The sequence below is a fragment of the Dactylosporangium sp. NPDC006015 genome, from assembly GCF_040614215.1.
Lineage (GTDB): Bacteria > Actinomycetota > Actinomycetes > Mycobacteriales > Micromonosporaceae > Dactylosporangium > Dactylosporangium maewongense.
Genome location: NZ_JBEXUD010000012.1, coordinates 1 through 20720, shown reverse-complemented (window position 1 = coordinate 20720; position 20720 = coordinate 1). Strand labels below are relative to the sequence as shown.

Sequence of the window (20720 nt, the reverse complement as noted above, 5' to 3'; positions counted from 1 at the left end):
ACCTCGGGTGGGCTGGCATCGGCCCCTGGCTGATCATGGGTGCAGCCCTTGATCGATCATTCCTCTTGTCTGGGAAGAAGATCCGATCAAGGGCTGCGGCGGATCAGCGTGCCTGACGGTGGCCGTGGTGGTGCGGGTGGGAATCTCGGCCGGTTCCGCGGGGAAGAAATCCACCAGTCCCGACCACGCCGAACAGGTTTAAAGATCAAGTTAGGCGCGGTGCAGGCCGACCGGGCTGATCGGGCCGACGGCACCGGCCGCGAAGGCCGCTTCGACCTTCTCCACCGTCCACTCGGCGTCCTGGGCTCCGGTGCCCTGCACGACGGGGTGCGCGATCATCGACAGCTCGTCGCCGTCGATGCGGACCACCTGCCCGTGCACGGCCGCGGCGGCGTCGGAGAGCAGGTAGATGACCGCCGGGGCGTTCTGCTCCGGCGGCTTGCTCACGTTCTGTCCCTTCGCGGCCGCGCCGAGGTACGCCTCGAACGTGTCGGCCATCCGGGTGTGCGCGTTCGGTGAGACGGCGTTGACCCTCACTCCCGTGCCGGTCAGGTCGGCCGCCCAGCAGTAGGTGAGCGAGGCGACGCCGCCCTTGCTGGCCCCGTAGGCGCCCATTGCAGCCGACCCGGCGTGCGCGCCGGACGTCACGTTCACCACCGAGCCGCCGCCCTGCGCGAGCATCGCCCGGATCGCGTGCAGGCCGCAGTACGCCGTGCCGAGCAGGTTCACCTCGATGACGGCGCGGAACTCGTCGGGGTCCTGCTGCGACGGGTGCGCGAGGCGGAAGATCCCGGCGTTGTTGACCAGGCCGTCGATCGCGCCGAACACCTCGACGCACCGCTCGACCACCGCGCCGGCGCCGTCCCAGGTGCTGATCGTGCCGACCGCCACGTCGGCCTGGCCGCCGGACGCGGTGATCTGCGCAGCGACGGTCAGAGCGAGGTCGGCGTCGACGTCGTTGACGAGCACCGCCGCCCCCTCGGCCGCGGCGAGACGGGCGTAGGCGGCGCCGAGGCCCCGCCCGGCGCCCGTGACGACGACCGCCTTGCCGTCCAGGGCACCCATCAGGCGAGCCGCTCGATCACCATGGCCATGCCCTGCCCGCCGGCGGTGCACATGGTCTCCAGGCCGAACTGTGCGTCGCGGTGCACGAGGCCGTTGAGCAGTGTGGTGGCGATCCGGGCGCCGGTCATCCCGAACGGGTGGCCGACCGCGATGGCACCGCCGTGCACGTTGACGCGCTCCGGGTCGGCGCCCATCTGCCGGTACGCCGGGATCGCCTGCGCGGCGAACGCCTCGTTGATCTCGACCAGGTCGATGTCGCCGATGCCCAGGCCCGCGTTGGCGAGGGCGCGGCGGGTCGCCTCGACCGGGCCGAGGCCCATGATCTCCGGGCTGAGCGCGGACACGCCGGTGCTGACGATCCGCGCGAGGGGGGTCAGGCCGAGCTCGCGGGCCCGCACGTCGCTGAGCACGACCAGGGCGGCGGCGCCGTCGTTGAGCGGGCAGCAGTTGCCGGCGGTGACGGTGCCGTCGGGTCGGAACGCGGGTTGCAGCGCCGCGACCTTCTCCAGGGTGACGCCGGCCCGCGGCCCGTCGTCGTGGCGCAGCACGGTGCCGTCGGGCAGGGTGACCGGGGTGATGTCGCGGTCCCAGAAGCCGTCGGCGAGGGCCTTCTCGGCGTTGTTCTGGCTGCGGACCGCGAACTCGTCCTGTTCGAGCCGGGTGATCCCGCACAGCTCGGCGACGTTCTCGGCGGTCTCCCCCATCGCGATGTACACGTCGGGCAGCTCCCCGCGGTCCCGCGGGTCCGACCAGGGCCGGGACCCGGTGATGCCGTCGAAGCGCGGGTTGCGGGTGCCGGGCATGCCATCCGCCTTCCCCAATGGGTAGTGCGAGACAACCTCGGCGCCGGCGGCGACGAACGCGTGCCCCTCTCCGGCCTTGATCGCGTGGAACGCCATCCGGATCGCCTGCAGCGACGACGCGCAGTACCGGTTGACGGTCGTGCCGGGCACCATGTCCAGGCCGAGGTGCATCGCGACCTGCCGGCCGAGGTTGTACCCCTGTTCGCCGGCCGGCTGGGCGCAGCCGAGCATGAGGTCGTCCAGCGTCCGCGGGTCCAGCGACGGGACCCGCTCCAGGGCGAGGCGCACGACCTGCACGGCGAGGTCGTCGGCGCGCACGCCGGCGAGGGAACCCTTGTAGGCGCGACCGATCGGCGAACGCACGGCCGAGACGATGACGGCGTCAGGCATCTGCGCAGCCCCTTTCCTTGACGGTTACTGGGAGACCGTCCAGCCGCCGTCGACGGGCAGCAGGACGCCGTTGATGTACGCGGCGGACGGGGAGAGCAGGAACAGCACCGCGGCGGCGACGTCCTCGGGGCGCCCGGCGCGGCGCATCGGGTTGCGGGCGATGAGGTCCCGGCCGAGCGGCGTGTCGCCGAACCCGGCCATCCTCGGCGTGTCGATGAAGCCGGGGGCGACGGCGTTGGCGCGCACCGCCGGCGCGATCCGGGTGGCGAGGTGGCGGGTGTAGCCGGCGATGGCGGCCTTGCCGGCCGAGTACCAGGCCGAGTCGGTGCCGACGAGATTCCCGGCGACGGAGGCGACGTTGACCACCGCCGCGCCCTCGGGCGGGCCGGTGCGCAGCCAGGCCGTGGTGACGGTCTCGACGCTGCCGGCGGTCGCGGTGAGGCCCTCGGCGAAGCCGAGCGGGGCGCCGCCGCTGGCCGGGCCGGCGTTGTTGACGAGGAACCGGGCCGGCCCGCTCGCCTCCAGCGCCGCCGCGACCGCGGCCGGGTCGCGGACGTCGACGACGAGACCGCCCTCGGTCGGGGCCAGGTCCCAGACGACCGGGCGGAGGCCTTGTTCCAGCGCGAGGCGGACGATCGCGGCGCCGATGCCGCTGGCACCACCGGTGACGATGACGGTGTCCATCTACGCCGCCGCGCGCAGGGTCGTCTTGAGCACCTTGCCGCTGGCGTTGCGCGGCAACGCGTCCAGGAACACGTAGGAGCGCGGCAACTTGTAGTTCGCGAGGCGTCCCTTGCAGTACACGGCAAGCTCCTCATGCGTCACTGTGTGGTCCGTTCGCGGGACGATGTAGGCGCGGGCGACCTCGCCGAGGCGCTCGTCGGGGACGCCGATGACCGCGACCTCGGCGACGCCCTCGTGCCGGGCGAGGACCTGCTCGATCTCGGCCGGGTAGGCGTTGAACCCGCCGACGATGAACATGTCCTTGAGCCGGTCGGTGATCCGCAGGTAGCCGCGCTCGTCGAGGACGCCGATGTCGCCGGTGTGCAGCCAGCCGGCGGCGTCGAGCGCGTCGGCGGTCGCCGCCGGGTCCTGCCAGTAGCCGCGCATCACGTTGTACCCGCGGATGAGCACCTCCGAGGTGACCGGATCGACGGCGACCTCAACGCCGTCGATCGCGGCGCCGCAGGTGGTCGACACGGTGGTTGGGTCGTCGTCGGGGCGGCACATGGTGGCCGTGCCGCAGGACTCGGTGAGCCCGTAGGCGGTGAGCACCCTCGCCAGCTTCAGCTCCTCGCGGAGCCGCTCGATCATGACCACCGGCACCGTGGTGGCGCCGGTGACCGCGACCCGCAGGCTGAAGGTGTCCCACTCCGCCAGGGTTACGATGTCCGACAAGTCGGGTAGGTTCTCCGCCGCCAGCGAGTCGACGTAGCGGTTGCCGAGGAATCCGTCGTCGACCAGCAGCAGCCGCGCGCCGCTGCGAGCCAGGATGTAGCCGGCCTCCGGCCCCTTGAAGCGGGTGTTCAGCGGGACGAGGACACCACCGGCGGTGACGACGCCGAGCGCGGCGACGACCCACCGCCACGAGTTCGGCGCCCACAGTGCGACCCGGTCGCCCTTGCCGACACCCCTGGCGGCAAGGGCCCCGGCGAACCGGGCGACCTCTTCGGCCAGCCCGGCGTAGGTGAGCCGGACCGGGCCGTCGGCGATCGCCTCGCGGTCGCGGTGGTGCTCGGCGCCGGAGCGCACCAGGTCCGGCAGCGTCCGGGCACTCAACGGTTCCATGCCACGCACCTTACCAACCAAGCGCTCGCTTGGTAAAGTGTCGAGCATGACAGAGGCTTACCTGGTTGAAGCGGTGCGCACCCCAGTCGGCCGGCGGGGTGGCGGCCTCGCCGGCGTGCACCCGGCCGACCTCGGCGCGCACGTGCTGACCGCGCTCATGGACCGCAGCGGCGTCGACCCGGCCGCCGTCGACGACGTCATCTTCGGCTGCGTCGACGCCATCGGCCCGCAGGCCGGCAACATCGCCCGCACCTCCTGGCTCGCCGCCGGCCTGCCCGACGCCGTCCCCGGCGTCACCGTCGACCGGCAGTGCGGCTCCTCCCAGCAGGCGCTGCACTTCGCCGCCCAGGCCGTCATGTCCGGCACCGCCGACCTCGTCGTGGCCGGTGGCGTGCAGAACATGAGCGCCATCCCGATCTCCGCCGCGATGCTGGCCGGCCGGACGTATGGCTTCGACGATCCGTTCCGCGGCTCCACCGGCTGGCAGACCCGCTACGGTGACCAGGAGATCAGCCAGTTCAGGGCCGCGGAGCTCATCGCCGCGAAGTGGTCCCTCAGCCGGTCTGAGATGGAGGTGTACGCGCTGAGCAGCCATCAAAAGGCGGCCGCCGCCCGGTCCGCGGGCCGCTTCACGCGCGAGACGGCGCCCTACGGTGACGTGTCCGCCGACGAGGGACCGCGCCCGGACACCTCGCTGGAGAAGATGGCCGGCCTGCCCACGCTCACCCCGGGCGGGGTCGTCACCGCCGCACTCGCCAGCCAGATCTCCGACGGCGCCGCAGCCCTGCTGGTCGCCTCCGAAGCGGCGGTGCGCACCCACGGCCTGCGCCCCCGCGCCCGCGTGCACCACCTGAGCGTCCGCGCCGACGACCCCGTCTACATGCTCACCGGCCCGATCCCGGCGACCGCGCACGCCCTGCGGCGCAGCGGCCTCACCATCGACGACATCGACCTGGTCGAGATCAACGAGGCGTTCGTGCCGGTGGTCCTCGCCTGGCAGCGGGAGACCGGCGCCGACCCGGACCGGATCAACGTCAACGGCGGCGCGGTCGCGCTCGGCCACCCCCTCGGCGCGACCGGGGCCCGGCTGATGACGACGCTGCTGCACACCCTGGAGGACACCGGCGGCCGCTACGGGCTGCAGACCATGTGCGAGGGCGGGGGGACGGCGAATGTCACCATCATCGAACGGCTCTGAACCCGCCGCGCTGGTCACCGGCGGCACCCGCGGGATCGGCCGGGAGATCGCGGCGCGTCTCGCCGGTGCCGGCTTCCAGGTCCTGGTCTGCGGCCGGCGCGAACCTGCCGACCTGCCGGCCGGGGTGGTCTTCACCGCCGCCGACGTGCGCGAGCCGGACGAGGCCGCCGCGCTGGTGACGACGGCCGTCGATCGGTTCGGCCGGCTCGACCTCCTGGTGAACAACGCCGGCGGCTCCCCCGCGGTCCCGGCCGCGACCGCCTCGCCGAACCTGGTGACCGCCGTCGTCCGGCTCAACCTCCTCGCGCCGTTCTTCGTCGCCCAGGCCGCGAACGCGGTCATGCAGACCCAGCCGGGCGGTGGGCTGATCGTCAACATCGGCAGCGTGTCCGCGCTGCGACCGGCACCGCCGCGTACGCCGCCGCCAAGGCCGGCCTCGAGGTCCTCACCCGCGCCCTGGCCCTGGAGTGGGCGCCGAAGGTCCGGGTCAACACCGTCACCGCCGGTGTGGTCCGCACCGACGACAACGCCGCGCACTACGGCGACGAGGACGCCCTGGCCGCGGTCGCCGCGACCGTCCCCATGGGCCGCATGGCGACCCCCGCCGACATTGCCGACGCGGTGCTGCTGCTGACGTCGCCCCTCGCGGCGTACCTGACCGGGGCGAGTCTCCTCGTCGACGGCGGCGGCCAGCTCCCCCGCTACACCGAGACCGCCCGCCCCGTCACGCCCTGACCATCCGGCGGGTCCTCGCGACGGCGCACGACCGCCTACGCTCTTGACATGTCGCTCGCCTGGCGGGCCAAAGCCACCCTCGTCGCCGTGGCGGCGCTGGCCGCCATCGTGACGGTCAAGTTCGTGCTCCAGATGGCCATCACGCTGATGTCGCAGGCCGGCAACGTTGTGCGGTCGGCACCGAAGCCGCTGCCACGCCTGGCGTAGCGGCGCTACAGGCCGGCGCGGGACAGCAGGAGGCGGCGCAGGGCGACCGGGTCGCCGGCGAGGAGCCGGTTGGCGGTGGCGCGTTTCAGGAAGCGGTGCGCGTCATGCTCCCAGGTGAAGCCGATCCCGCCGAGCAGCTGGATCGACGCCCGGGTCACGGTCCACGCGGCCTCCGTCGCGATCAGCTTGGCGAGGGGCGCCGCGGTGGCGAACTCGGAGGTGCCTGCGGCGCGCAGGGCGTACCACACGGATGACACCGCCTGTTCGAGGTGGACGTGCAGGTCGGCGACGCGGTGCCGCAGCGCCTGGAACGTCGCGAGGGGCACCCCGAACTGCTCGCGGGTGCGCAGGTGCTCGACGGTGACCCGCAGCGAGGCGCGGGCCACGCCGACGGACTCCGCGGCGAGCGCGGCGTGCAGCAGGTCCTGCGCGCGGGCGGCGTCGCGGGCGACGAGGCGGCCGGGCGCCTGCCACAGCACGAGGGTCCCTTGCCCGCGGGTCTGGTCCAGGGTCGGCTGCGGCCGTATGTCCGGGTCGGTGACGGCGTACAGCGCAGTGCCGTCCGACACGATCACGACCCCGGCCGATTCGGCGTCCAGGACGTGCGCGAACGAGCCGTCCAGGACGAACCCGTCGCCGTCGGGCCGGGCGGTGCAGCTGCCGTCGAGGGCGACCGCGCCGATCAGGTCACCGGCGGCGAGTGCCGGCAGCAGCGACGCGGCGGCGGGCAGGTCCGGGTCGAGGGCGAGGGCGGCGACCGTGGTGGACAGCAGCGGCGAGTGCAGCAGCGCGGCGCCGGCCTCCTCCAGGACGATGCCGACCTCGACCAGGGATGCGCCGAAGCCGCCGTGGTCCTCCCCGATGGCCAGGGCGGTCAGGCCGAGTTCCCCGGTGAGCCGGCCCCAGTCCGCGCCGGTGCTGAAGAACGCGGCGACACTCTCGCGCAGCGCGGCGTGCTCCTGCTCTTGTTCCTGCTTCTGTTCCTGCTCCAGGGTCATCGGGTGCCTCGCGGGGTTCGGCCGAGGATCCGGTCGGCGACGATGTTGCGCTGGATCTCGTCGGAGCCGCCGTAAATGGTGTCGGCGCGGGTGAACAGGAACAGCCGCTGGGCGTCGGTCAGCTCATACGGCGCGGCCTCGGCGACGGTCGACGCGGCCCCGCCCACGTCCATGGCCAGTTCCCCGAGGCGCTGATGCCAGCCGGCCCACAGCAGCTTCGCCACCGACGCCCCGACCGGGTCCGGTTCGGTGGCCGACAGCGCCCGCAGCGCGTGGTGGCGCAGGCCCTGCAGCCCGGCCCAGGCCTCCGCGATGCGGTCCGCGACGACGGGGTCGTCGAAGGACCCGTTGGCCCGCGCGGCGGCGACCACGGCGTCGAGTTCGCGAGCGAAGCCGAGCTGCTGGCCGAGGGTGGCGACACCGCGCTCGTAGGACAGGGTGCGGGTGGCGACCCGCCAGCCGTCACCGGGCGCCCCGACGACCAGGTCCGCGTCGGTGCTGGCGCCGTCGAAGAAGACCTCGTTGAACTCCGACGTCCCGGTGAGCTGCATGATGGGCCGCACCTCGACGCCGGGCTGACGCATCGGCACCAGCAGGTAGGACAGGCCGGACTTGCGGGTCGCGGCGGGGTCGGTACGAGCGAGCACGAAGCACCAGTCGGCGGCGTGCGCCAGGGACGTCCACACCTTCTGCCCGGTGATCCGCCAGCGGTCGCCGGACAGTTCCGCGCGGGTGCGGACCCCGGCGAGGTCGGAACCGGCGCCGGGCTCGGAGTAGCCCTGGCACCACAGTTCCTCGGCCCGGGCGATCGGCGGCAGGAAGCGGCGGCGCTGCGCTTCGGTGCCGTGCGCGATGAGGGTCGGTGCGAGCAGGTATTCGCCGATGTGGCTGAGCCGGCCTGGGCCGCCGGCGCGGGCGTACTCCTCGAAGAACACCACCTGCTCGGCGATGCTCGCGCCACGGCCGTACGGCGCCGGCCAGCCGAGGCCGATCCAGCCGGCGGCGCCGAGCTCCCGCTCCCACTTCGCCCGCAGCTCCAGTTGCTCGTGCTCCCGGCCCGGTCCGCCCGCGCCGACCAGCGGGGCGAACTCGCCGGTCAGGTGCTCCCGCAGCCAGGCGCGGACGTCGGCCGCCCGGAGGCTCACCTCACGCGCCATAGACGGCCGCCGGGGCTGGTGCGCGCGACAGCAGGTCGCGCACGACGGGGCCGAGCTCGTCGGGGTGCCAACGCCGGCCGGCGTCGCGGACCTCGCCGTGCTGCCAGCCGCCGGCGACGCTGACCCGGCCGCCGGAGACCTCGAAGACCCGGCCGGTCACGTCGCCGCTGTCGGCGCCGGCGAGCCAGACGACGAGCGGGGACACGTTGCCGGGGTCCATCTCGTCGAAGCCGGCGTCGGGGGCGCGCATGGCGTCGGCGAAGACCTCCTCGGTCATCGCGGTGCGGGCGCTGGGGGCGATGGCGTTGACGGTGACGCCGTAGCGGGCCAGTTCGGCGGCGGCGACCTGGGTCAGTGCGGCGATCCCGGCCTTGGCGGCGCTGTAGCTCGCCTGCCCGACGCTGCCCATGAGCCCGGCGCCGGAGGTGGTGTTGACGACCCGGGCGGCGACGTCCTCACCGGCCTTGGCCCGGGCCCGCCAGTGCGCGGCGGCGTGCCGTAGCGGAGCGGCGGTGCCCTTGAGGTTGACCCTCATGACGGCGTCCCACTCGTCCTCGGCGAGGTTGACGACCATCCGGTCGCGGGCCAGGCCGGCGTTGTTGACGAGGGCGTCGAGGCGGCCGTGCTCGGCGACCGCCTTGCCGACGAGGGCGGCGGCGAAGTCCCAGTCGGCGATGTCGCCGGGGAACGCGACCGCGCCGGTGTGTGCGGCGACCTCGGCGAGCGCGCCGGCGTCCAGGTCGTTGAGCACGAGGCGGGCGCCGGCCGCGGCGAAGGCGAGTGCGTGCGCCTTGCCGAGTCCCTGGGCGGCGCCGGTGACGATGACGGATCTCATGCGCGGAGCACCTCTCGCTGATACCGGCGGACCTTGTCCCGGACGCCGACGAGGTCGGCGGGGTCGGCCCGGATGACGACCCGGGAGACGCCGAGGGAGCGCAGCGTCTCCAGCTCCGCCACGTTGCCCGGGGCCCTCATGGTGATCTCGACGTCGTCGATGGTGCGGCCGGCTGCCGCGCACTCGGCGGCGAGCGCGGTCCGCAGTTCGGCGAAGCGGTCTGCGCTGACGCCGAGCGGATACCAGCCGCCGCCGAAGCGGGCGGCCCGGCGCACCGCGGCGAGCGAGTGCCCGCCGACGACGATCGGCACGCCGCCGGGGCGGGTGGGCCGGGGGCGGCTGTGCACGTCGTGGAACGACACGAACCGGCCGGTGTGGCTCGCCGGGGCCTGCGTCCAGAGCGCGTGCATGGCGGAGAGGTACTCGTCGGCGCGGGCGCCGCGTTCCTCGAACGGCACACCGAGGGCGTCGTACTCCTCGCGCAGCCAGCCGACGCCGATGCCGGCCAGGAGCCGCCCGCCGCTGAGCACGTCGACGGTGGCGAGGCGTTTCGCGAGGTCGACCGGGTGGTGTTCGGGCAGGATGAGCATGGCGGTGCCGAGGCGCAGCGTGGTGGTGTGCGCGGCGGCGAAGGTGAGCCAGTGCAGCGGGTCGGGGATGTCGTCGCCGGCGCCGAGGCTCATCCGGCCGCCCGGGTCGTACGGATACGCAGAGGTGTAGTCGTCGGGGACCACGACGTGCTCGACGGCCCAGACGGACTCGCAGCCGAGGTCCTCGAGCAGCCGGACGAAGCGGGCGGTGGTGGCGGGATCGGCGGCGCCGGTGCCGCCGAGGACGGGCATGACCCCGAGTTTCAGCTCCACGACGGGTACTCTACCAAACGCTTGCTTGGTAGCGTAGGCGGATGGATTTCAGGTTCCGCAAGGGCGTCGCCGTCGTCACCGGTGCCACCGGCGGCATCGGCAGCGCCGTCGCCCGCCTCCTCGCCGCCCGCGGCAGCCGCGTGCTGCTCGCCTACCGCGGCAACGCCGCAGCGGCCGAGGCCCTCGCCGCCGACCTGCCGGGTGCGAGCGCGCACCGGGTCGAGCTGAGCGATCCGGCGTCGTGCGCGGCGCTGATCGACGCGGCACCGGTCGTGCACACCCTGGTGCACGCCGCCGGGCCACACGTGCCGATGCTGCACCTGAGCCGGGTCGCGCCGGACCGGTTCGCCACGCAGCTCACCGAGGACGTGGCCGGGTTCTTCAACATCCTCGCCGCGACCCTGCCGCGGCTGCGAGAATCCCGCGGCAGCCTGGTCGCGGTCACCACCGCCGCCACCCGCCGGTTCCCGGTCCGCGACGGCCTCTCGGCCGGCCCCAAGGCGGCGGTCGAGGCGCTCGTGCGCGGGATCGCCGCAGAGGAGGGCCGCTTCGGCGTCCGGGCGAACTGCGTCGGGCCGGGCATGCTCACCGACGGCATGGCGGCCCGCCTCATCGCCGACGGCGATCTGGACGAGCGCGCCTTGGAGGTGACCCGCGGCAACATCCCGCTGCGGACGTTCGGCACCGCCGCCGACGTCGCCGAGGCGGTGTGTTTCCTCGCCAGCGACCGGGCCCGGTTCATCACCGGCCAGAAGCTCGACGTCGACGGCGGCTACGCCGCCTGACCACACCGTTCGGGCCCGCACGACGAAGGACGTCGTACGGGCCCGATGCGGCTGGGTCAGTGCGCGGCGGTCTTCAGCACACCCATCCGGGTGCGGTACTCGCCGTCGAGGGCCGCGCCGCCGTCCTCGCGGGTCGCGACCACCTCACCACGGACCAGCACGTAGCCGCGGTCGACGGCGCCACGGACCGCGCCGAGGGCGGGCTCCGCCATGAGCACCGCGACGCCTTCGCCGGCGAGCTGGGTGACGGTGCGCAGCAGCTCCTGCACGACGAGCGGGGCGAGCCCGGTCATCATCTCGTCGAGCAGCAGCACCCGCGGCGAGCCCATCAGCGCCCGGGACACGACGAGCATCTGCTGCTCACCGCCGGACAGCACGCCGACGAGGCTCTTCATCCGGGTCCGCAGGATGGGGAAGCGGTCGATCGCGGTCTGCACCGCACTGCGCGGCAGGCGCAGCAGCTCCGCCATGACCTGCAGGTTGTCCGCGACGTTGAGCTTCGGAAACAGCTGGCGGCCCTGCGGCACCACGGCGATCCCGGCGCGGGCCCGGGCAGCCGGTTTGAGCCGGCTGACGTCCTCACCGTCCAGGAACACCCGGCCGGTCGCCGCGACCGAGCCGTACGCGGCGAGCAGTGCACTGCTCTTGCCGGCGCCGTTCGGCCCGACCAGGGCGGTGATCACGCCGCCGGGCGCGACGATGTCCACACCTTCGACCGCGCTGGCATGCCCGTAACGGACGGTCAGCCCTTCGAGGCGCAGCTCATGAGACGACATGCGGAACCTCCTCGGCGTCATCTGGGGCAGCGGCCGGGGCGGGGTCGGTGGCCCCGAAGTACACCTGCTGCATCTGCGGGCTGTCGAGGCATTCCCGGGGCGAGCCGTCGAACACCGACTGGCCGCGGTCCAGCAGCATGATCCGGTCGACGAGGCCCGCGACGAGGTCGACGTTGTGGTCGACGAGGATCACCGCGTGGCCGCGCCGCTGCACGGTGCGCACCACCTCGGAGATGCCGGTGACGCCAGCCGCGTCCGAGCCGGCGAACGGCTCGTCGAGCAGCAGCACCAGGGGGTCCTGGCCGAGCGCGCGGCCGACCTCGACGAGGCGCTGCTCGCCGAGGGACAGGTCGCCGGCGGGCCGGTCGAGCCGGTCGATGCCGAGCTCCTCGGCGATCGCGGCGACGGCGGCGAGGTCGGCTGGCGGGTACGGGCGGAACGCCCCGCTGAACGACCCGGCGATCATCTGCCAGACGGTGCCGTGCCGCCGGGCGGCCCGGCCGAGCAGCAGGTTCTCCGCGACGGTGAGCTCGAGGGCGAGCTGCGGATACTGGAAGGTGCGGGCCAGCCCGGCCTTGGCGCGCCGGGACGCGGGACCGGCCAGGCGCTGCCCGCGCAGCGTCAACAATCCCTCGGTGGCCGGCTGCGCGCCGGAGATGAGGTCGACCAGGGTCGTCTTGCCGGCCCCGTTGGGCCCGACGAGGCCGAGGACCTCACCGGCGGTGAGCGAGAACGACACGTCCTGCAGGGCGGTGACCCCGCCGTAGCGTTTGGTCAGGCCGGATCCGACGAGGAGCGTCTCAGCCACGGCGTCCCCCCACAAGCTTGGTGAGCCTGCTCGCGTATCCGATGACGCCCTGCGGCGCGATGAGCAGGATGACGAGGACCCCGAGCGCGAGGATCAGCGTGCCGCTGGTCTCCACGGCGGGGAAGTTCAGGGTGAGCTCGACGGCGATGACGGCGCCGAGGACGGCGCCCCAGGGGGTGGCCGCGCCGCCGATGAGCGGCATGAAGATGGCCAGGAACACCAGGTTGAGGGTGAACGTGTCCGGGGTGACGCTGCCGGCCGAGTAGGTGAACAGGCCGCCGCCGACGGCCGCGATCGCGGCGCCGATGGCCAGGGACACGAGGTTCATCACCGGCACCCGCACCCCGGCCGCCTCCACCGCGCGGGGCGCGTCGCGCATGGTCCGCACGATCACACCCCACGGCGACATCCGCAGCCGGTCGAGCAGGAACGCGATGACGCACACGACGACGGTGCAGCCGACGACGACCTGGTAGTGGCTGGGCTGCCAGCCGAGGATGTCGAGCTTGCGGAGGCTGCCGAGGCCCCCCGAGCCGCCGGAGATACCTTCGGCGTCCACCAGCCAGGCGGTGAACGCCATCCCGAACAGCAGCGTCACCGCGGCGAGGAAGAAGCCGGACAGCCGCCGGGTGGCGAGCCCGAGCAGCACGGCGACGGCCGCCGCGACGATCGGCCCGGCGACCCAGGCGAGGATGAGCGGCAGGCCGCTCTTCGTCGAGATCAGGCCGACCGCGTAGCCGCCGATGCCAGCGTACGCGCCGTAGGCCATCGACAGTGATCCCGCCATCAGGTACGGCACGTACATGCCGAGTGCGATCAGCGCGTAGGTGGCGGTCGTGGTGACCAGCGTCTGCTTGTAGCCGTCCGCGCCGACCCAGAGCAGGATCAGCACCGCGCCCACGACGCCGCCCAGCAGGCCGAAGGAGCCGGGGAAGCGCTTCATGCTCGTACCCTCCGCACGAACAGGCCGCTCGGTTTGAGGGCGAAGAACAACAGGGCGACGATCAGCAGCCCGTACACGTGGGACTGTCCGCCGAAGTAGTAGGGGACGAAGACCTCGACGGCGCCGAGCAGCAGCCCGCCGACGAGCGGCGCCCAGACCGAGCCGGTGCCGCCGACCACCATCGCGAGGAAGCCCGACAGCGCCCAGCTGAGCCCCGACAGTGAGCTGACGCCCGCCTTCGGTGCGAACAGCAGCCCGGTGATCCCGGCGAGCAGACCCGACAGCAGGAACGCGATGAGCCGCACCCGGTTGACGGGGAGGCCGAGGAGTCCGGCGGCGTGGGTGCTGTCACCGACCGCGCGTAGCAGCCGGCCGGTACGGGTGCTGCGGATCCACACCGCGAGACCCGCGAACGCGACGACGGTGAAGGCGAGCAGCACCAGGGCGCTCGGCTGCACGACCGTGTCGCCGACCGTCACCGGGTCGAACGTGAGGAGGTTCTGCCCCGGCAACGTGGTGTAGCCGAACAGGTACCCGCCGAGCTGCTGGATCGCGAACAGCACCGCCGCGACGGCGACCAGGGCGGGCAGTTCGCCGCCGCCGGAGCGGCGCTGCACCGGCCTGACCACGACCAGTTCGGTGACGACGGCGAGCGCCGCGGCGGCGGTGATCGCCACCGCCGCCGCGGCCCACACGTTCATGTCCTCGTAGAGCACCAGGTACGACGTGCACAGCCCGCCGACCATCGCGTACGGCCCGATCGCGAAGTTGAAGAACCCGGCGCCGACCAGGACCAGGTAGTAGGCCAGCGCGAGCAGGCCGAAGAAACACCCCATCTCGAGGGCGGACAACCACAGCTGCAGCTGGCCCATACTGTTACCTCACTACTTGGCGCACGGCGGCTGGAAAGTGGCCCACGGGCCCTTGGGCTTGTTGTCCGCGCCGAACTCGATGAGCGACAGCCCGCACGCCCCGTCCGCGCCCAGGTGCTTGTCGGCGCCGAACGACAGCGTGAAGTTCGCCTGGCCGAAGGTGGCCGGGTAGCCCTTGACGCTCTGGATCGCCTCGTTGAGCTTCTTCGAGTCGTCGACCCCGCCGGCCTTCTCGATCGCCAGCTTGAGCACGTGCACCGAGTCCCATGCCTGGGCGTCGTATGCGGTGATGTCGTAGTCCTTGCCGTACTTGTCCTTCAGCAGGGTCACGAGCGCCTGGGTGCGCGGGTTTGCCGTGTTGATGGAGCCCATGAAGATGAGGCCCTCCAGGGCGCCCGGGGCGGCCAGCTTCCAGGAGGCGGGCTGGTTGCCGATGGACGCGAGCGAGAAGCGCTTCGTGCCTTTCATCTGGCTGCCCAGGGTGTTCTGGGCGAGCACCTCGAACGCGCCGCCGACGCTGGTCACCAGGACCGCGTCAGGGTTGGCGTTCTTGAGCCGGGCCACCTGCGCTGACAGGTCGGAGGCGTTGGCCGCGCCCTTCTCGGTGGCCACGATCTGCACGCAGGACAGCGCCGGCAGCAGCGCCTTGTCGAGCGCGGCGATCGTGGTCGTGTCGTCGGTGAGGACGCCGATCTTCGTGATGTTCGCGGCCTTGAAGGCGCCGCAGTACACCTGTGCCCAGTCCGTGGTGGTGTTGGCGAGCATGTAGATCAGCTCGTTGTCCGGCGGTGCGACCAGTGTGGCGGTGACACCGGTGGGTGCGATGGCGGGCAGGCCGAGCGCCGTGAGCGTCGACTTCGCCTGGAGGATGGCGGCGCTGCCGCTCTGCAGGAACAGTGCCTTGGCGCCCTGGCCGGCGAGCTTCTGCAGCACGGCCGGCACCTTGGTCGGGTCGGACTCGTCGTTCTCGACGACCAGCTGCAGCGGGCGGCCCAGCACGCCGCCCTTGTCGTTGACGTCCTGGATCGCCAGCCGGATCGTCTTGCCGGCGATGGTGCTGTAGGAGGCGCCGGAGCCGGTGCTGTCCTCGTCCAGACCGATGATGATCGGAGCGCCGGACGCGGTGCCGTTGCTCGGCTTTTCGTTCCCCGCCTTGTTACCGCAGCCGGCGACGGTGAGCGCCGCCAGCGCGAGACAGCTGACGATGCGGCTCGTCAATGAAACGCCCATTTGTACCCCTGTCACGGAATTATACGAATCGTCAGCCTCAGGAGGAGTGATCGCGGCGAACACCGCCGGCCGTTTGGCCTCATGTCCATAAACCTAACAAGCGCTTGGTTTTTACATCTTGGCCACGGGCGCCCAGCGTGTCAAGAACGCCACGGACGCACGGACGTAACAGAACCGTCAAAATCCGCGACGAACCGCAACACAACAGCGCCGCGGGACGTCCCGCGGCGCTGGTAAGCGACCGGTCGCGCCGGTTACACGGCCAGAGCGTCGACGAGGCAGTCACCGAAGATATCGCGAGGCGGCGCCGTGACGACCACGACGGCCGGAGCGGTGCTGTTCAGACGGCCGGTAGGACCTCGCGGGCGAGGCGCTCGACCTGTTCGTCCCGACCGGGTCCGGACGGCTTCAGGTTGAGCACGGTGAAGCCCATCCCGGTCAGCGCCCGCAGCCGCTCGGCGACCTGGTCCGGCGATCCGGAGATCACGCCGGGCCTGACGTCTCCGACGCGCACCTCGACGTTGGGGGCGCAGGTGATGTCGTCCATCGAGCGGCCGGCCGACGCCGCGCGATGAAACCTGGATCGGTGCTGCCACCGGCTTCCTCAGCGCTCTGCGGCCGCTGGAAGGCTGTCGGTGGTGGCGGCCCAGGACCTGAACTCCGTGACATCACCCCGGAGCAGTTTGCCGTGCTGGTTGCTCTTGCCAAGCAGGAGACCTCTCCGCAGCCGACCCAGGCCGGCCCCCCGGTACCGAGGTTTCCGAGGGCCCGGATGCCAAGATCCTCGCGTTCGGTCCATCGAGAAAGAGGAACGGAAGGAGGCAGCTGACCAGCGTAAACAAGCAATCGAGTTGAGAGCCGACGGCGAGGCTGGAACCCGCAACCTTCCGATTACTGCTCTGTGTGCGCCGGCGCGGAGGGCTCGACGGGGAGGGAGGGGATGTCGGCACGGTAGAGGCTGAGCAGTATGCCGTGGGGCTCGCCGGTGGGGTCGTCGGTGGGGAGGTGGTCGCTGCCGGCGAACTGCTCCAAAGCGCTCGGCGACGCTGCGGGCCTAATCGGGGGTGAGGCGGACGTGGCGCAGGATCGTGACGTCGGCGGTGGTCTCGTCGGCGGGGAGCATCTCGGACAGGGCGGCCTTGACGAGGAAGTCGCCGCCGACGGGGGCGTCCGGGGCGATGCGGAGGCGCTGACTGGTGGGCTCGTGGTACTGCTCGGTGCCGCCCCGGACGCGGCGGGCGCGGTCGCGCGGACCAGGCCGGCCGATGACGTCCTGCGGGAGCTCGCCGCGGAGACGGTCGCCGCGTTTCCGGACGCCGCGGAGATGCAGGAGGTGGGGCCGGCGGACCGGCCCCCACCTCGTCAGACCTTGGTGCAGGTGGCGCCGTTGAGGGTGAAGGTGGACGGGATGCCGTTGGTGCCGGGGACCGAGGTGGCGCTGAAGCCGAAGTTCAGGCTGCCGCCGGCGGGGATGGTGACGTTGTAGTCGGCCGGGTTCCTGGCGGTCACCTGGTTGCCGGTCTGAGTGGGCACGGCGTTCCACATGTTCGTCACGACCTGGTTGCCCGGGAACGTCCACCGCAGGGCCCAGCCGGTGATCGGGGCGGTGCCGGTATTGCGGATCGTCACGTCGCCGTTGAACGTGCTGCCCCAGTCGGAAAGTCCATAGTGGACGGTACAGGGGCCGGACTGTGGCGGCACCGATGGCGAGGCCGACGGTGACGTGGACGGCGTCCGCGACGGGCTGGCGGAGAGTGACACGCTGGGCACGACGCCGCCGCTCTTGGTGATCATGTTGGCGGAGTGGGTGCGGAACGGGGCGAGCTCGGGTGCGCCCTTCATGACGCCGAACTTGCCGTCGACGCTGGTGGCCGAGTACCACCAGAAGGCGCTGCCGTCGCCGCCGGCGGCCTCGAAGTCGCTGTACAGGGCGCTGAACCAGGCGGTCCGGTCGACGTTGTGCACGTTGAACTCGCCCATGAAGAAGGGCTTGCCAACGAGGTTGTGCGAGTCGTTGATCCAGGCACGGACCAGGGTCTTCGTCTGCTCGATACCGAGGTTCGCCCAGGACTCCGTCGGGTACGGGTGCGCGGAGGTGAAGTCGATGTACGGCGACTGGTGGATGTACACGAAGGGGTTGCCCTCGTCGCCGCCGAAGCCGTACCGCGTCTCGTGGCCCTCCAGGCCGGTGCCGAGCAGGTGGTTGGGGTCGATGCCCTTGATGAACGCGCCCATCTCGTCGACCCAGGCGCGCAGCGTCGTGCCGCTGGTGTTCTCGTTGGGGGTCTGGTTCTCGTAGCGCGGCTCGTTCATGAGCTCCCACGCCATGATGGTCGGATCGTCCTTGTACTTGACGCCGCTGTAGTGGTTGGTGCGGTTCAGCGCGTACGAGACGTAGTTCTTGTAGCTGGTGAAGCAGCCTGGGCACTTCGACTTGTTGAAGAACTGCCCCCGGCCCGGCTGGCCGCCGGACAGGCCTTCCCACTGGAGGCGGCGGTCGATCCCGCCGTACGCCTCCCAGTAGTTGTCGAAGACCGGGATGAGGCGGATGTTGTGGGTCCGGGCCGACTCGATGATGTAGTCGAACAGGGCGAACTGCTGCTCGTTGTAGACGCCCTTGGCGGTCTCGAAGCCGTGCCAGCTCTCCATGCTGAACATCCACAGGCGCAGGACGGTCACCTTGTCGGCGGCCAGGTTCGTCATGTGCGCGTCGATCTTGGCCTTGTCCATGTACTGGGTCTCGGTGTCACCGGAGCCGGAGCCGTAGGTGAACAGGTCGTAGGTGTTGGTCCCGGCGAAGTAGAAGCTCTTGCCGCCGAGGCAGAAGCGGATGCCGCAGCGCTGGACGAAGGCGGTGGCGGCGGCGGCCTGGTTGACGCCGGTCAGCGTGACGACGGCGCCGACCAGGACCAGGAGGACGGCGGTCAGCGCGGCGGGCCATCGGCGGCGGGCGGGTTTGCTCATGCGGGTTCCTTCGATGCCGATCGGGCGGGGTGTCCCGCGGCCGGCGCCAGCCGCGAGCATTGAATGTGATCGACCTAACCGGTTAAGCGAAGTCAGGTTACGACTCCACCGAACATCGGTCAAGGATGGAACTTAGCCGATTCAGTTAACCAACCGCGCAGCGCTCACCGGGTCAGGTGCCCGCCCTGGCCGACCTCGTACGCCTCGGCGACCCATCCGGCGAACGCGTCGTCGAGTTGCCCGCGGTCACCGATGCGGAACTGGTGCACGAACAGGCGCTTCGTGTACGGCGACGCGCGCAGGATCCGGGGATCCTCGACCTTCCGCTCCAGGTCCAGGTACCCGGCGAGCCCGTGCGTGGTGGGCCGGGCGCCGGCGAACCCGCGCCTGCTGCCCTTGAACGTGATCGTGGTCTTGGCGACCGCATAGGTGAACGGGCCGCACGCCTCGACGAGCTCGACGAATCGGTGGTACAGCTCCACGCTGCCGGCCGGCTTGCCGCGCAGGTGGTCTTCCACGGCCCAGTCATCGCGCTCCATGCGCTCGACCCTAGCCGCCGGTCAGGGGCCGTAGCGGCGGGTCGGCGGGGCGGCGGGTTTCGGGCCCGCGGGTTTGCGGGCGGCGGGGGCGAGGCAGAGCTGGGTCTGCTCCTGCATCGCGTAGGGTTGGGCGGGGTCGGGGCATGAGCCGGCCGGGAAGACCCTGGCGGTGACGGTGTAGGCGTCGGGCTCGGTGCAGTCGACGCGGCGGGCCTGGGCCCCGTCCTGGCGGACGCACTGACCGACCTGGATCGTGGGCAGCTGCTCCGACGGCGCGACGGCGAAGCCGACCCACACGCCGGTGACGATGGCCACGACCGCGCCGGTGAGGGTGCCGGCGGTGATCTTCGCGGCTCGGACGGCCTTCGACCTGGTGCTGCCGGCCGTGATGTTCGCGGGCTTGCGGCGCACCTTGGGGGTCTTCCGCGGCGCGGTCGTCGCGGGGGCGGGTGCCTGGCCGAACGCCGGCTCGGACCACGGCCAGGCTGACGACTGCCGCGACACGCCGGTCGGGTGTGGGTGGGGGTCCACCCACGGGGCCTGGGGCGGCGCGGAGGCCGTGCTCGTCGAAGCGGCCTCGGGCGACCCGGTCGCCGGGTACGTGGTCCACGCCTCGTGCGGGACGAACGTCTCCTGCGATTCCCACGCCTCCTGCTGATGCCAGGCTTCCTGGGGGGCGTGAGCCGCGTGCGGGGCGGCGTCTCGCGGGTCCCAGGACTCGTGACGGGCCGAAGCCGCGTGCGCAGCTCCGTACGGGTCCCAGGGCTCCTGGTGGCCGGGTGCCGCGCCCCAGTCGTGCGGGGGCGCGGCGGCGTACTGGTCCGGCGTCGTGCGCGGGTCCCAGTGCTCCTCCTCGGGCGAGCCCCAGGAGTCCTGCGGCGCCCCGTCCGGGGACGGGGTCTCGTGCGGGTCCCAGCTGTCGTCTGCCTGAGGAACCGACGCCCGCTGGCGGCCGGAGCCGGGGTGCCTGCCGTACGTCCTGCGCCGGGCGCCCGGCGAGTGGTCCGCGGCGGACGCGCGCGCGGCCGATGCCGGGTGCGCGACGGGGGGCGGCTGCTCGACCGGGGGCTCCGGCTCGGCGTCGGTCACGTGCGAGACGGCGGACGCGTGTGCCCTGGACGCCGGGTGCGGGACGCGCGGCGGCTCCGGCTCCGGAGGCTCGGCGGCCTCGGGCTCCGCGGCCTCGGGCTCCGCGTCGACCACCGCATCAGCCACCTCGTCGGCCGCCGGCGGTCCGGAAACAGGCGGCGCCGACACCGGCGGTCCGGAAACAGGCGGCCCAGACACCGGCGGCCCAGAAACGGGCGGCCCAGACACAGGCGGTGCCGACACCGGTGGCCCAGAAACAGGCGGGGCGGAGACCGGCAGCGCCGAGACGGGCGGCGCCGCGGCCGACGGTACATCCGCCGGCGACGCGACAGGCGAGGCCGCATCGACCGGTGCGGCCGACGACGGCACGCCGGCGGAGGACGGTGCGAAGGGCGACGGCCCGGCGGTCGGCACGAAGTGCGACGGACCGCCAGCCGGTGTGAAGGGCGAAGGCCCGGCAGCGGGCGCGAACGGCGACGGACCGGAGACGGGCGGCGTGAAGACGGGCGGCGACGACACCGGCGGGGCGGAGACGGGCGGTGCGGCGGTGGGCGGTACAGCAGCCGCATCCGCAACAGCAGCGGCATCCGCAACAGGAGCGGCATCCTCAGAGGCCGCGTTCGCGGCAGCGGCAGCCGCGCGGGAGGCGGCCGCGGCGGAGACGGTGGCGGCGGT

At 72.4% G+C, this 20720-nt stretch carries 21 protein-coding genes and 1 pseudogene; 5 read left to right on the top strand and 17 right to left on the bottom strand.

The features are described from left to right. Positions 1-210: 210 nt before the first annotated feature. Genes ABZ321_RS22525 through ABZ321_RS22510 form a run of 4 tightly spaced genes read right to left on the bottom strand, consistent with a single transcriptional unit; the run spans position 211 to position 4046 of the window. Complete coding sequence (locus tag ABZ321_RS22525) at positions 211-1065, bottom strand: SDR family oxidoreductase (RefSeq protein ID WP_344499695.1); 855 nt, start codon at positions 1063-1065, stop codon at positions 211-213. Beyond that, positions 1065-2258: an acetyl-CoA C-acetyltransferase gene (locus ABZ321_RS22520; protein WP_354894171.1), complete on the bottom strand. Its 1194-nt coding sequence runs from the start codon at positions 2256-2258 to the stop codon at positions 1065-1067. Before ABZ321_RS22520 ends, ABZ321_RS22525 begins: the two co-directional genes overlap by 1 nt. 24 nt (positions 2259-2282) lie before the next feature. Continuing rightward, on the bottom strand, positions 2283-2942 hold the full coding sequence (locus ABZ321_RS22515; RefSeq protein ID WP_344499691.1) for an SDR family oxidoreductase: 660 nt from the start codon (positions 2940-2942) through the stop codon (positions 2283-2285). Next, positions 2943-4046, bottom strand: coding sequence for an AMP-binding protein (locus tag ABZ321_RS22510; protein WP_354894168.1), 1104 nt, complete (start codon positions 4044-4046; stop codon positions 2943-2945). It lies immediately after the preceding gene. 46 nt (positions 4047-4092) lie between these two features. On the opposite strand from ABZ321_RS22510, the gene ABZ321_RS22505 reads away from it, so the two are divergent. From ABZ321_RS22505 to ABZ321_RS22495, 3 genes and pseudogenes are all read left to right on the top strand, one after another. Next, on the top strand, positions 4093-5244 hold the full coding sequence (locus ABZ321_RS22505; protein WP_344499687.1) for an acetyl-CoA C-acetyltransferase: 1152 nt from the start codon (positions 4093-4095) through the stop codon (positions 5242-5244). Continuing rightward, a pseudogene (locus ABZ321_RS22500) lies at positions 5219-5979 on the top strand (SDR family oxidoreductase). Before ABZ321_RS22505 ends, ABZ321_RS22500 begins: the two are co-directional and overlap by 26 nt. Positions 5980-6027: 48 nt before the next feature. Continuing rightward, positions 6028-6186: a hypothetical protein gene (locus ABZ321_RS22495; RefSeq protein ID WP_344499685.1), complete on the top strand. Its 159-nt coding sequence runs from the start codon at positions 6028-6030 to the stop codon at positions 6184-6186. A gap of 5 nt (positions 6187-6191) precedes the next feature. Here the strand turns inward: ABZ321_RS22495 and ABZ321_RS22490 are convergent, their stop codons facing one another. The 4 genes from ABZ321_RS22490 to ABZ321_RS22475 are packed head-to-tail and all read right to left on the bottom strand — an operon-like array spanning position 6192 to position 10039. Beyond that, positions 6192-7184, bottom strand: a complete 993-nt coding sequence (locus tag ABZ321_RS22490) for an acyl-CoA dehydrogenase family protein (RefSeq protein ID WP_344499683.1) — start codon at positions 7182-7184, stop codon at positions 6192-6194. Continuing rightward, positions 7181-8341, bottom strand: a complete 1161-nt coding sequence (locus tag ABZ321_RS22485) for an acyl-CoA dehydrogenase family protein (RefSeq protein ID WP_354894164.1) — start codon at positions 8339-8341, stop codon at positions 7181-7183. Before ABZ321_RS22485 ends, ABZ321_RS22490 begins: the two co-directional genes overlap by 4 nt. Then, entirely contained in the window at positions 8331-9176 is an 846-nt protein-coding gene (locus ABZ321_RS22480) for an SDR family oxidoreductase (protein WP_344499679.1), read from the bottom strand. Before ABZ321_RS22480 ends, ABZ321_RS22485 begins: the two co-directional genes overlap by 11 nt. Continuing rightward, positions 9173-10039: an LLM class F420-dependent oxidoreductase gene (locus ABZ321_RS22475; protein WP_354894161.1), complete on the bottom strand. Its 867-nt coding sequence runs from the start codon at positions 10037-10039 to the stop codon at positions 9173-9175. The genes ABZ321_RS22480 and ABZ321_RS22475 overlap by 4 nt, the downstream gene beginning before the upstream one ends. Before the next feature lie 41 nt (positions 10040-10080). On the opposite strand from ABZ321_RS22475, the gene ABZ321_RS22470 reads away from it, so the two are divergent. Further along, complete coding sequence (locus ABZ321_RS22470) at positions 10081-10824, top strand: SDR family oxidoreductase (protein ID WP_354894158.1); 744 nt, start codon at positions 10081-10083, stop codon at positions 10822-10824. Between the two features lie 56 nt (positions 10825-10880). Here the strand turns inward: ABZ321_RS22470 and ABZ321_RS22465 are convergent, their stop codons facing one another. The 9 genes from ABZ321_RS22465 to ABZ321_RS22425 all read right to left on the bottom strand — a co-directional run bounded on the left by ABZ321_RS22465 (position 10881) and on the right by ABZ321_RS22425 (position 20159). Continuing rightward, entirely contained in the window at positions 10881-11600 is a 720-nt protein-coding gene (locus ABZ321_RS22465; protein ID WP_344499673.1) for an ATP-binding cassette domain-containing protein, read from the bottom strand. Next, complete coding sequence (locus ABZ321_RS22460) at positions 11587-12408, bottom strand: ATP-binding cassette domain-containing protein (protein WP_344499671.1); 822 nt, start codon at positions 12406-12408, stop codon at positions 11587-11589. The genes ABZ321_RS22465 and ABZ321_RS22460 overlap by 14 nt, the downstream gene beginning before the upstream one ends. Beyond that, a complete protein-coding gene (locus ABZ321_RS22455) occupies positions 12401-13351 on the bottom strand; it encodes a branched-chain amino acid ABC transporter permease (RefSeq protein WP_344499669.1) in 951 nt (316 codons plus the stop codon). Before ABZ321_RS22455 ends, ABZ321_RS22460 begins: the two co-directional genes overlap by 8 nt. Continuing rightward, the gene (locus tag ABZ321_RS22450; protein ID WP_344499667.1) at positions 13348-14223 is read right to left on the bottom strand and encodes a branched-chain amino acid ABC transporter permease; all 876 of its coding nucleotides are present in this window, start codon (positions 14221-14223) and stop codon (positions 13348-13350) included. The genes ABZ321_RS22455 and ABZ321_RS22450 overlap by 4 nt, the downstream gene beginning before the upstream one ends. Positions 14224-14235: 12 nt before the next feature. Beyond that, on the bottom strand, positions 14236-15453 hold the full coding sequence (locus ABZ321_RS22445; RefSeq protein ID WP_344499665.1) for an ABC transporter substrate-binding protein: 1218 nt from the start codon (positions 15451-15453) through the stop codon (positions 14236-14238). Positions 15454-15793: 340 nt separating this feature from the next. Continuing rightward, a complete protein-coding gene (locus tag ABZ321_RS22440) occupies positions 15794-16000 on the bottom strand; it encodes a hypothetical protein (RefSeq protein ID WP_354894152.1) in 207 nt (68 codons plus the stop codon). 815 nt (positions 16001-16815) lie between these two features. Next, complete coding sequence (locus tag ABZ321_RS22435; protein ID WP_354894149.1) at positions 16816-18417, bottom strand: cellulose binding domain-containing protein; 1602 nt, start codon at positions 18415-18417, stop codon at positions 16816-16818. A 164-nt stretch (positions 18418-18581) separates the two neighbouring features. Beyond that, entirely contained in the window at positions 18582-18956 is a 375-nt protein-coding gene (locus ABZ321_RS22430) for a DUF5655 domain-containing protein (protein WP_354894146.1), read from the bottom strand. Positions 18957-18977: 21 nt separating this feature from the next. Next, the gene (locus ABZ321_RS22425; protein ID WP_354894143.1) at positions 18978-20159 is read right to left on the bottom strand and encodes a hypothetical protein; all 1182 of its coding nucleotides are present in this window, start codon (positions 20157-20159) and stop codon (positions 18978-18980) included. Positions 20160-20484: 325 nt separating this feature from the next. Here ABZ321_RS22425 and ABZ321_RS22420 point away from each other — a divergent pair. Then, positions 20485-20720, top strand: a 236-nt coding sequence (locus ABZ321_RS22420) for a hypothetical protein (RefSeq protein ID WP_354894140.1), incomplete at its 3' end; no start/stop codon positions are given.

Excerpts from the sequence above, each read along its gene's own strand:
- ABZ321_RS22440 (WP_354894152.1), bottom strand. The coding sequence starts at position 16,000 with ATGGACGACATCACCTGCGCCCCCAACGTCGAGGTGCGCGTCGGAGAC.
- ABZ321_RS22490 (WP_344499683.1), bottom strand. The coding sequence starts at position 7,184 with ATGACCCTGGAGCAGGAACAGAAGCAGGAACAAGAGCAGGAGCACGCC.
- ABZ321_RS22435 (WP_354894149.1), bottom strand. The coding sequence starts at position 18,417 with ATGAGCAAACCCGCCCGCCGCCGATGGCCCGCCGCGCTGACCGCCGTC.
- ABZ321_RS22450 (WP_344499667.1), bottom strand. The coding sequence starts at position 14,223 with ATGGGCCAGCTGCAGCTGTGGTTGTCCGCCCTCGAGATGGGGTGTTTC.
- ABZ321_RS22510 (WP_354894168.1), bottom strand. The coding sequence starts at position 4,046 with ATGGAACCGTTGAGTGCCCGGACGCTGCCGGACCTGGTGCGCTCCGGC.
- ABZ321_RS22525 (WP_344499695.1), bottom strand. The coding sequence starts at position 1,065 with ATGGGTGCCCTGGACGGCAAGGCGGTCGTCGTCACGGGCGCCGGGCGG.
- ABZ321_RS22520 (WP_354894171.1), bottom strand. The coding sequence starts at position 2,258 with ATGCCTGACGCCGTCATCGTCTCGGCCGTGCGTTCGCCGATCGGTCGC.
- ABZ321_RS22455 (WP_344499669.1), bottom strand. The coding sequence starts at position 13,351 with ATGAAGCGCTTCCCCGGCTCCTTCGGCCTGCTGGGCGGCGTCGTGGGC.
- ABZ321_RS22485 (WP_354894164.1), bottom strand. The coding sequence starts at position 8,341 with ATGGCGCGTGAGGTGAGCCTCCGGGCGGCCGACGTCCGCGCCTGGCTG.
- ABZ321_RS22445 (WP_344499665.1), bottom strand. The coding sequence starts at position 15,453 with ATGGGCGTTTCATTGACGAGCCGCATCGTCAGCTGTCTCGCGCTGGCG.
- ABZ321_RS22470 (WP_354894158.1), top strand. The coding sequence starts at position 10,081 with ATGGATTTCAGGTTCCGCAAGGGCGTCGCCGTCGTCACCGGTGCCACC.
- ABZ321_RS22515 (WP_344499691.1), bottom strand. The coding sequence starts at position 2,942 with ATGGACACCGTCATCGTCACCGGTGGTGCCAGCGGCATCGGCGCCGCG.
- ABZ321_RS22430 (WP_354894146.1), bottom strand. The coding sequence starts at position 18,956 with ATGGAGCGCGATGACTGGGCCGTGGAAGACCACCTGCGCGGCAAGCCG.
- ABZ321_RS22480 (WP_344499679.1), bottom strand. The coding sequence starts at position 9,176 with ATGAGATCCGTCATCGTCACCGGCGCCGCCCAGGGACTCGGCAAGGCG.
- ABZ321_RS22465 (WP_344499673.1), bottom strand. The coding sequence starts at position 11,600 with ATGTCGTCTCATGAGCTGCGCCTCGAAGGGCTGACCGTCCGTTACGGG.
- ABZ321_RS22505 (WP_344499687.1), top strand. The coding sequence starts at position 4,093 with ATGACAGAGGCTTACCTGGTTGAAGCGGTGCGCACCCCAGTCGGCCGG.
- ABZ321_RS22495 (WP_344499685.1), top strand. The coding sequence starts at position 6,028 with ATGTCGCTCGCCTGGCGGGCCAAAGCCACCCTCGTCGCCGTGGCGGCG.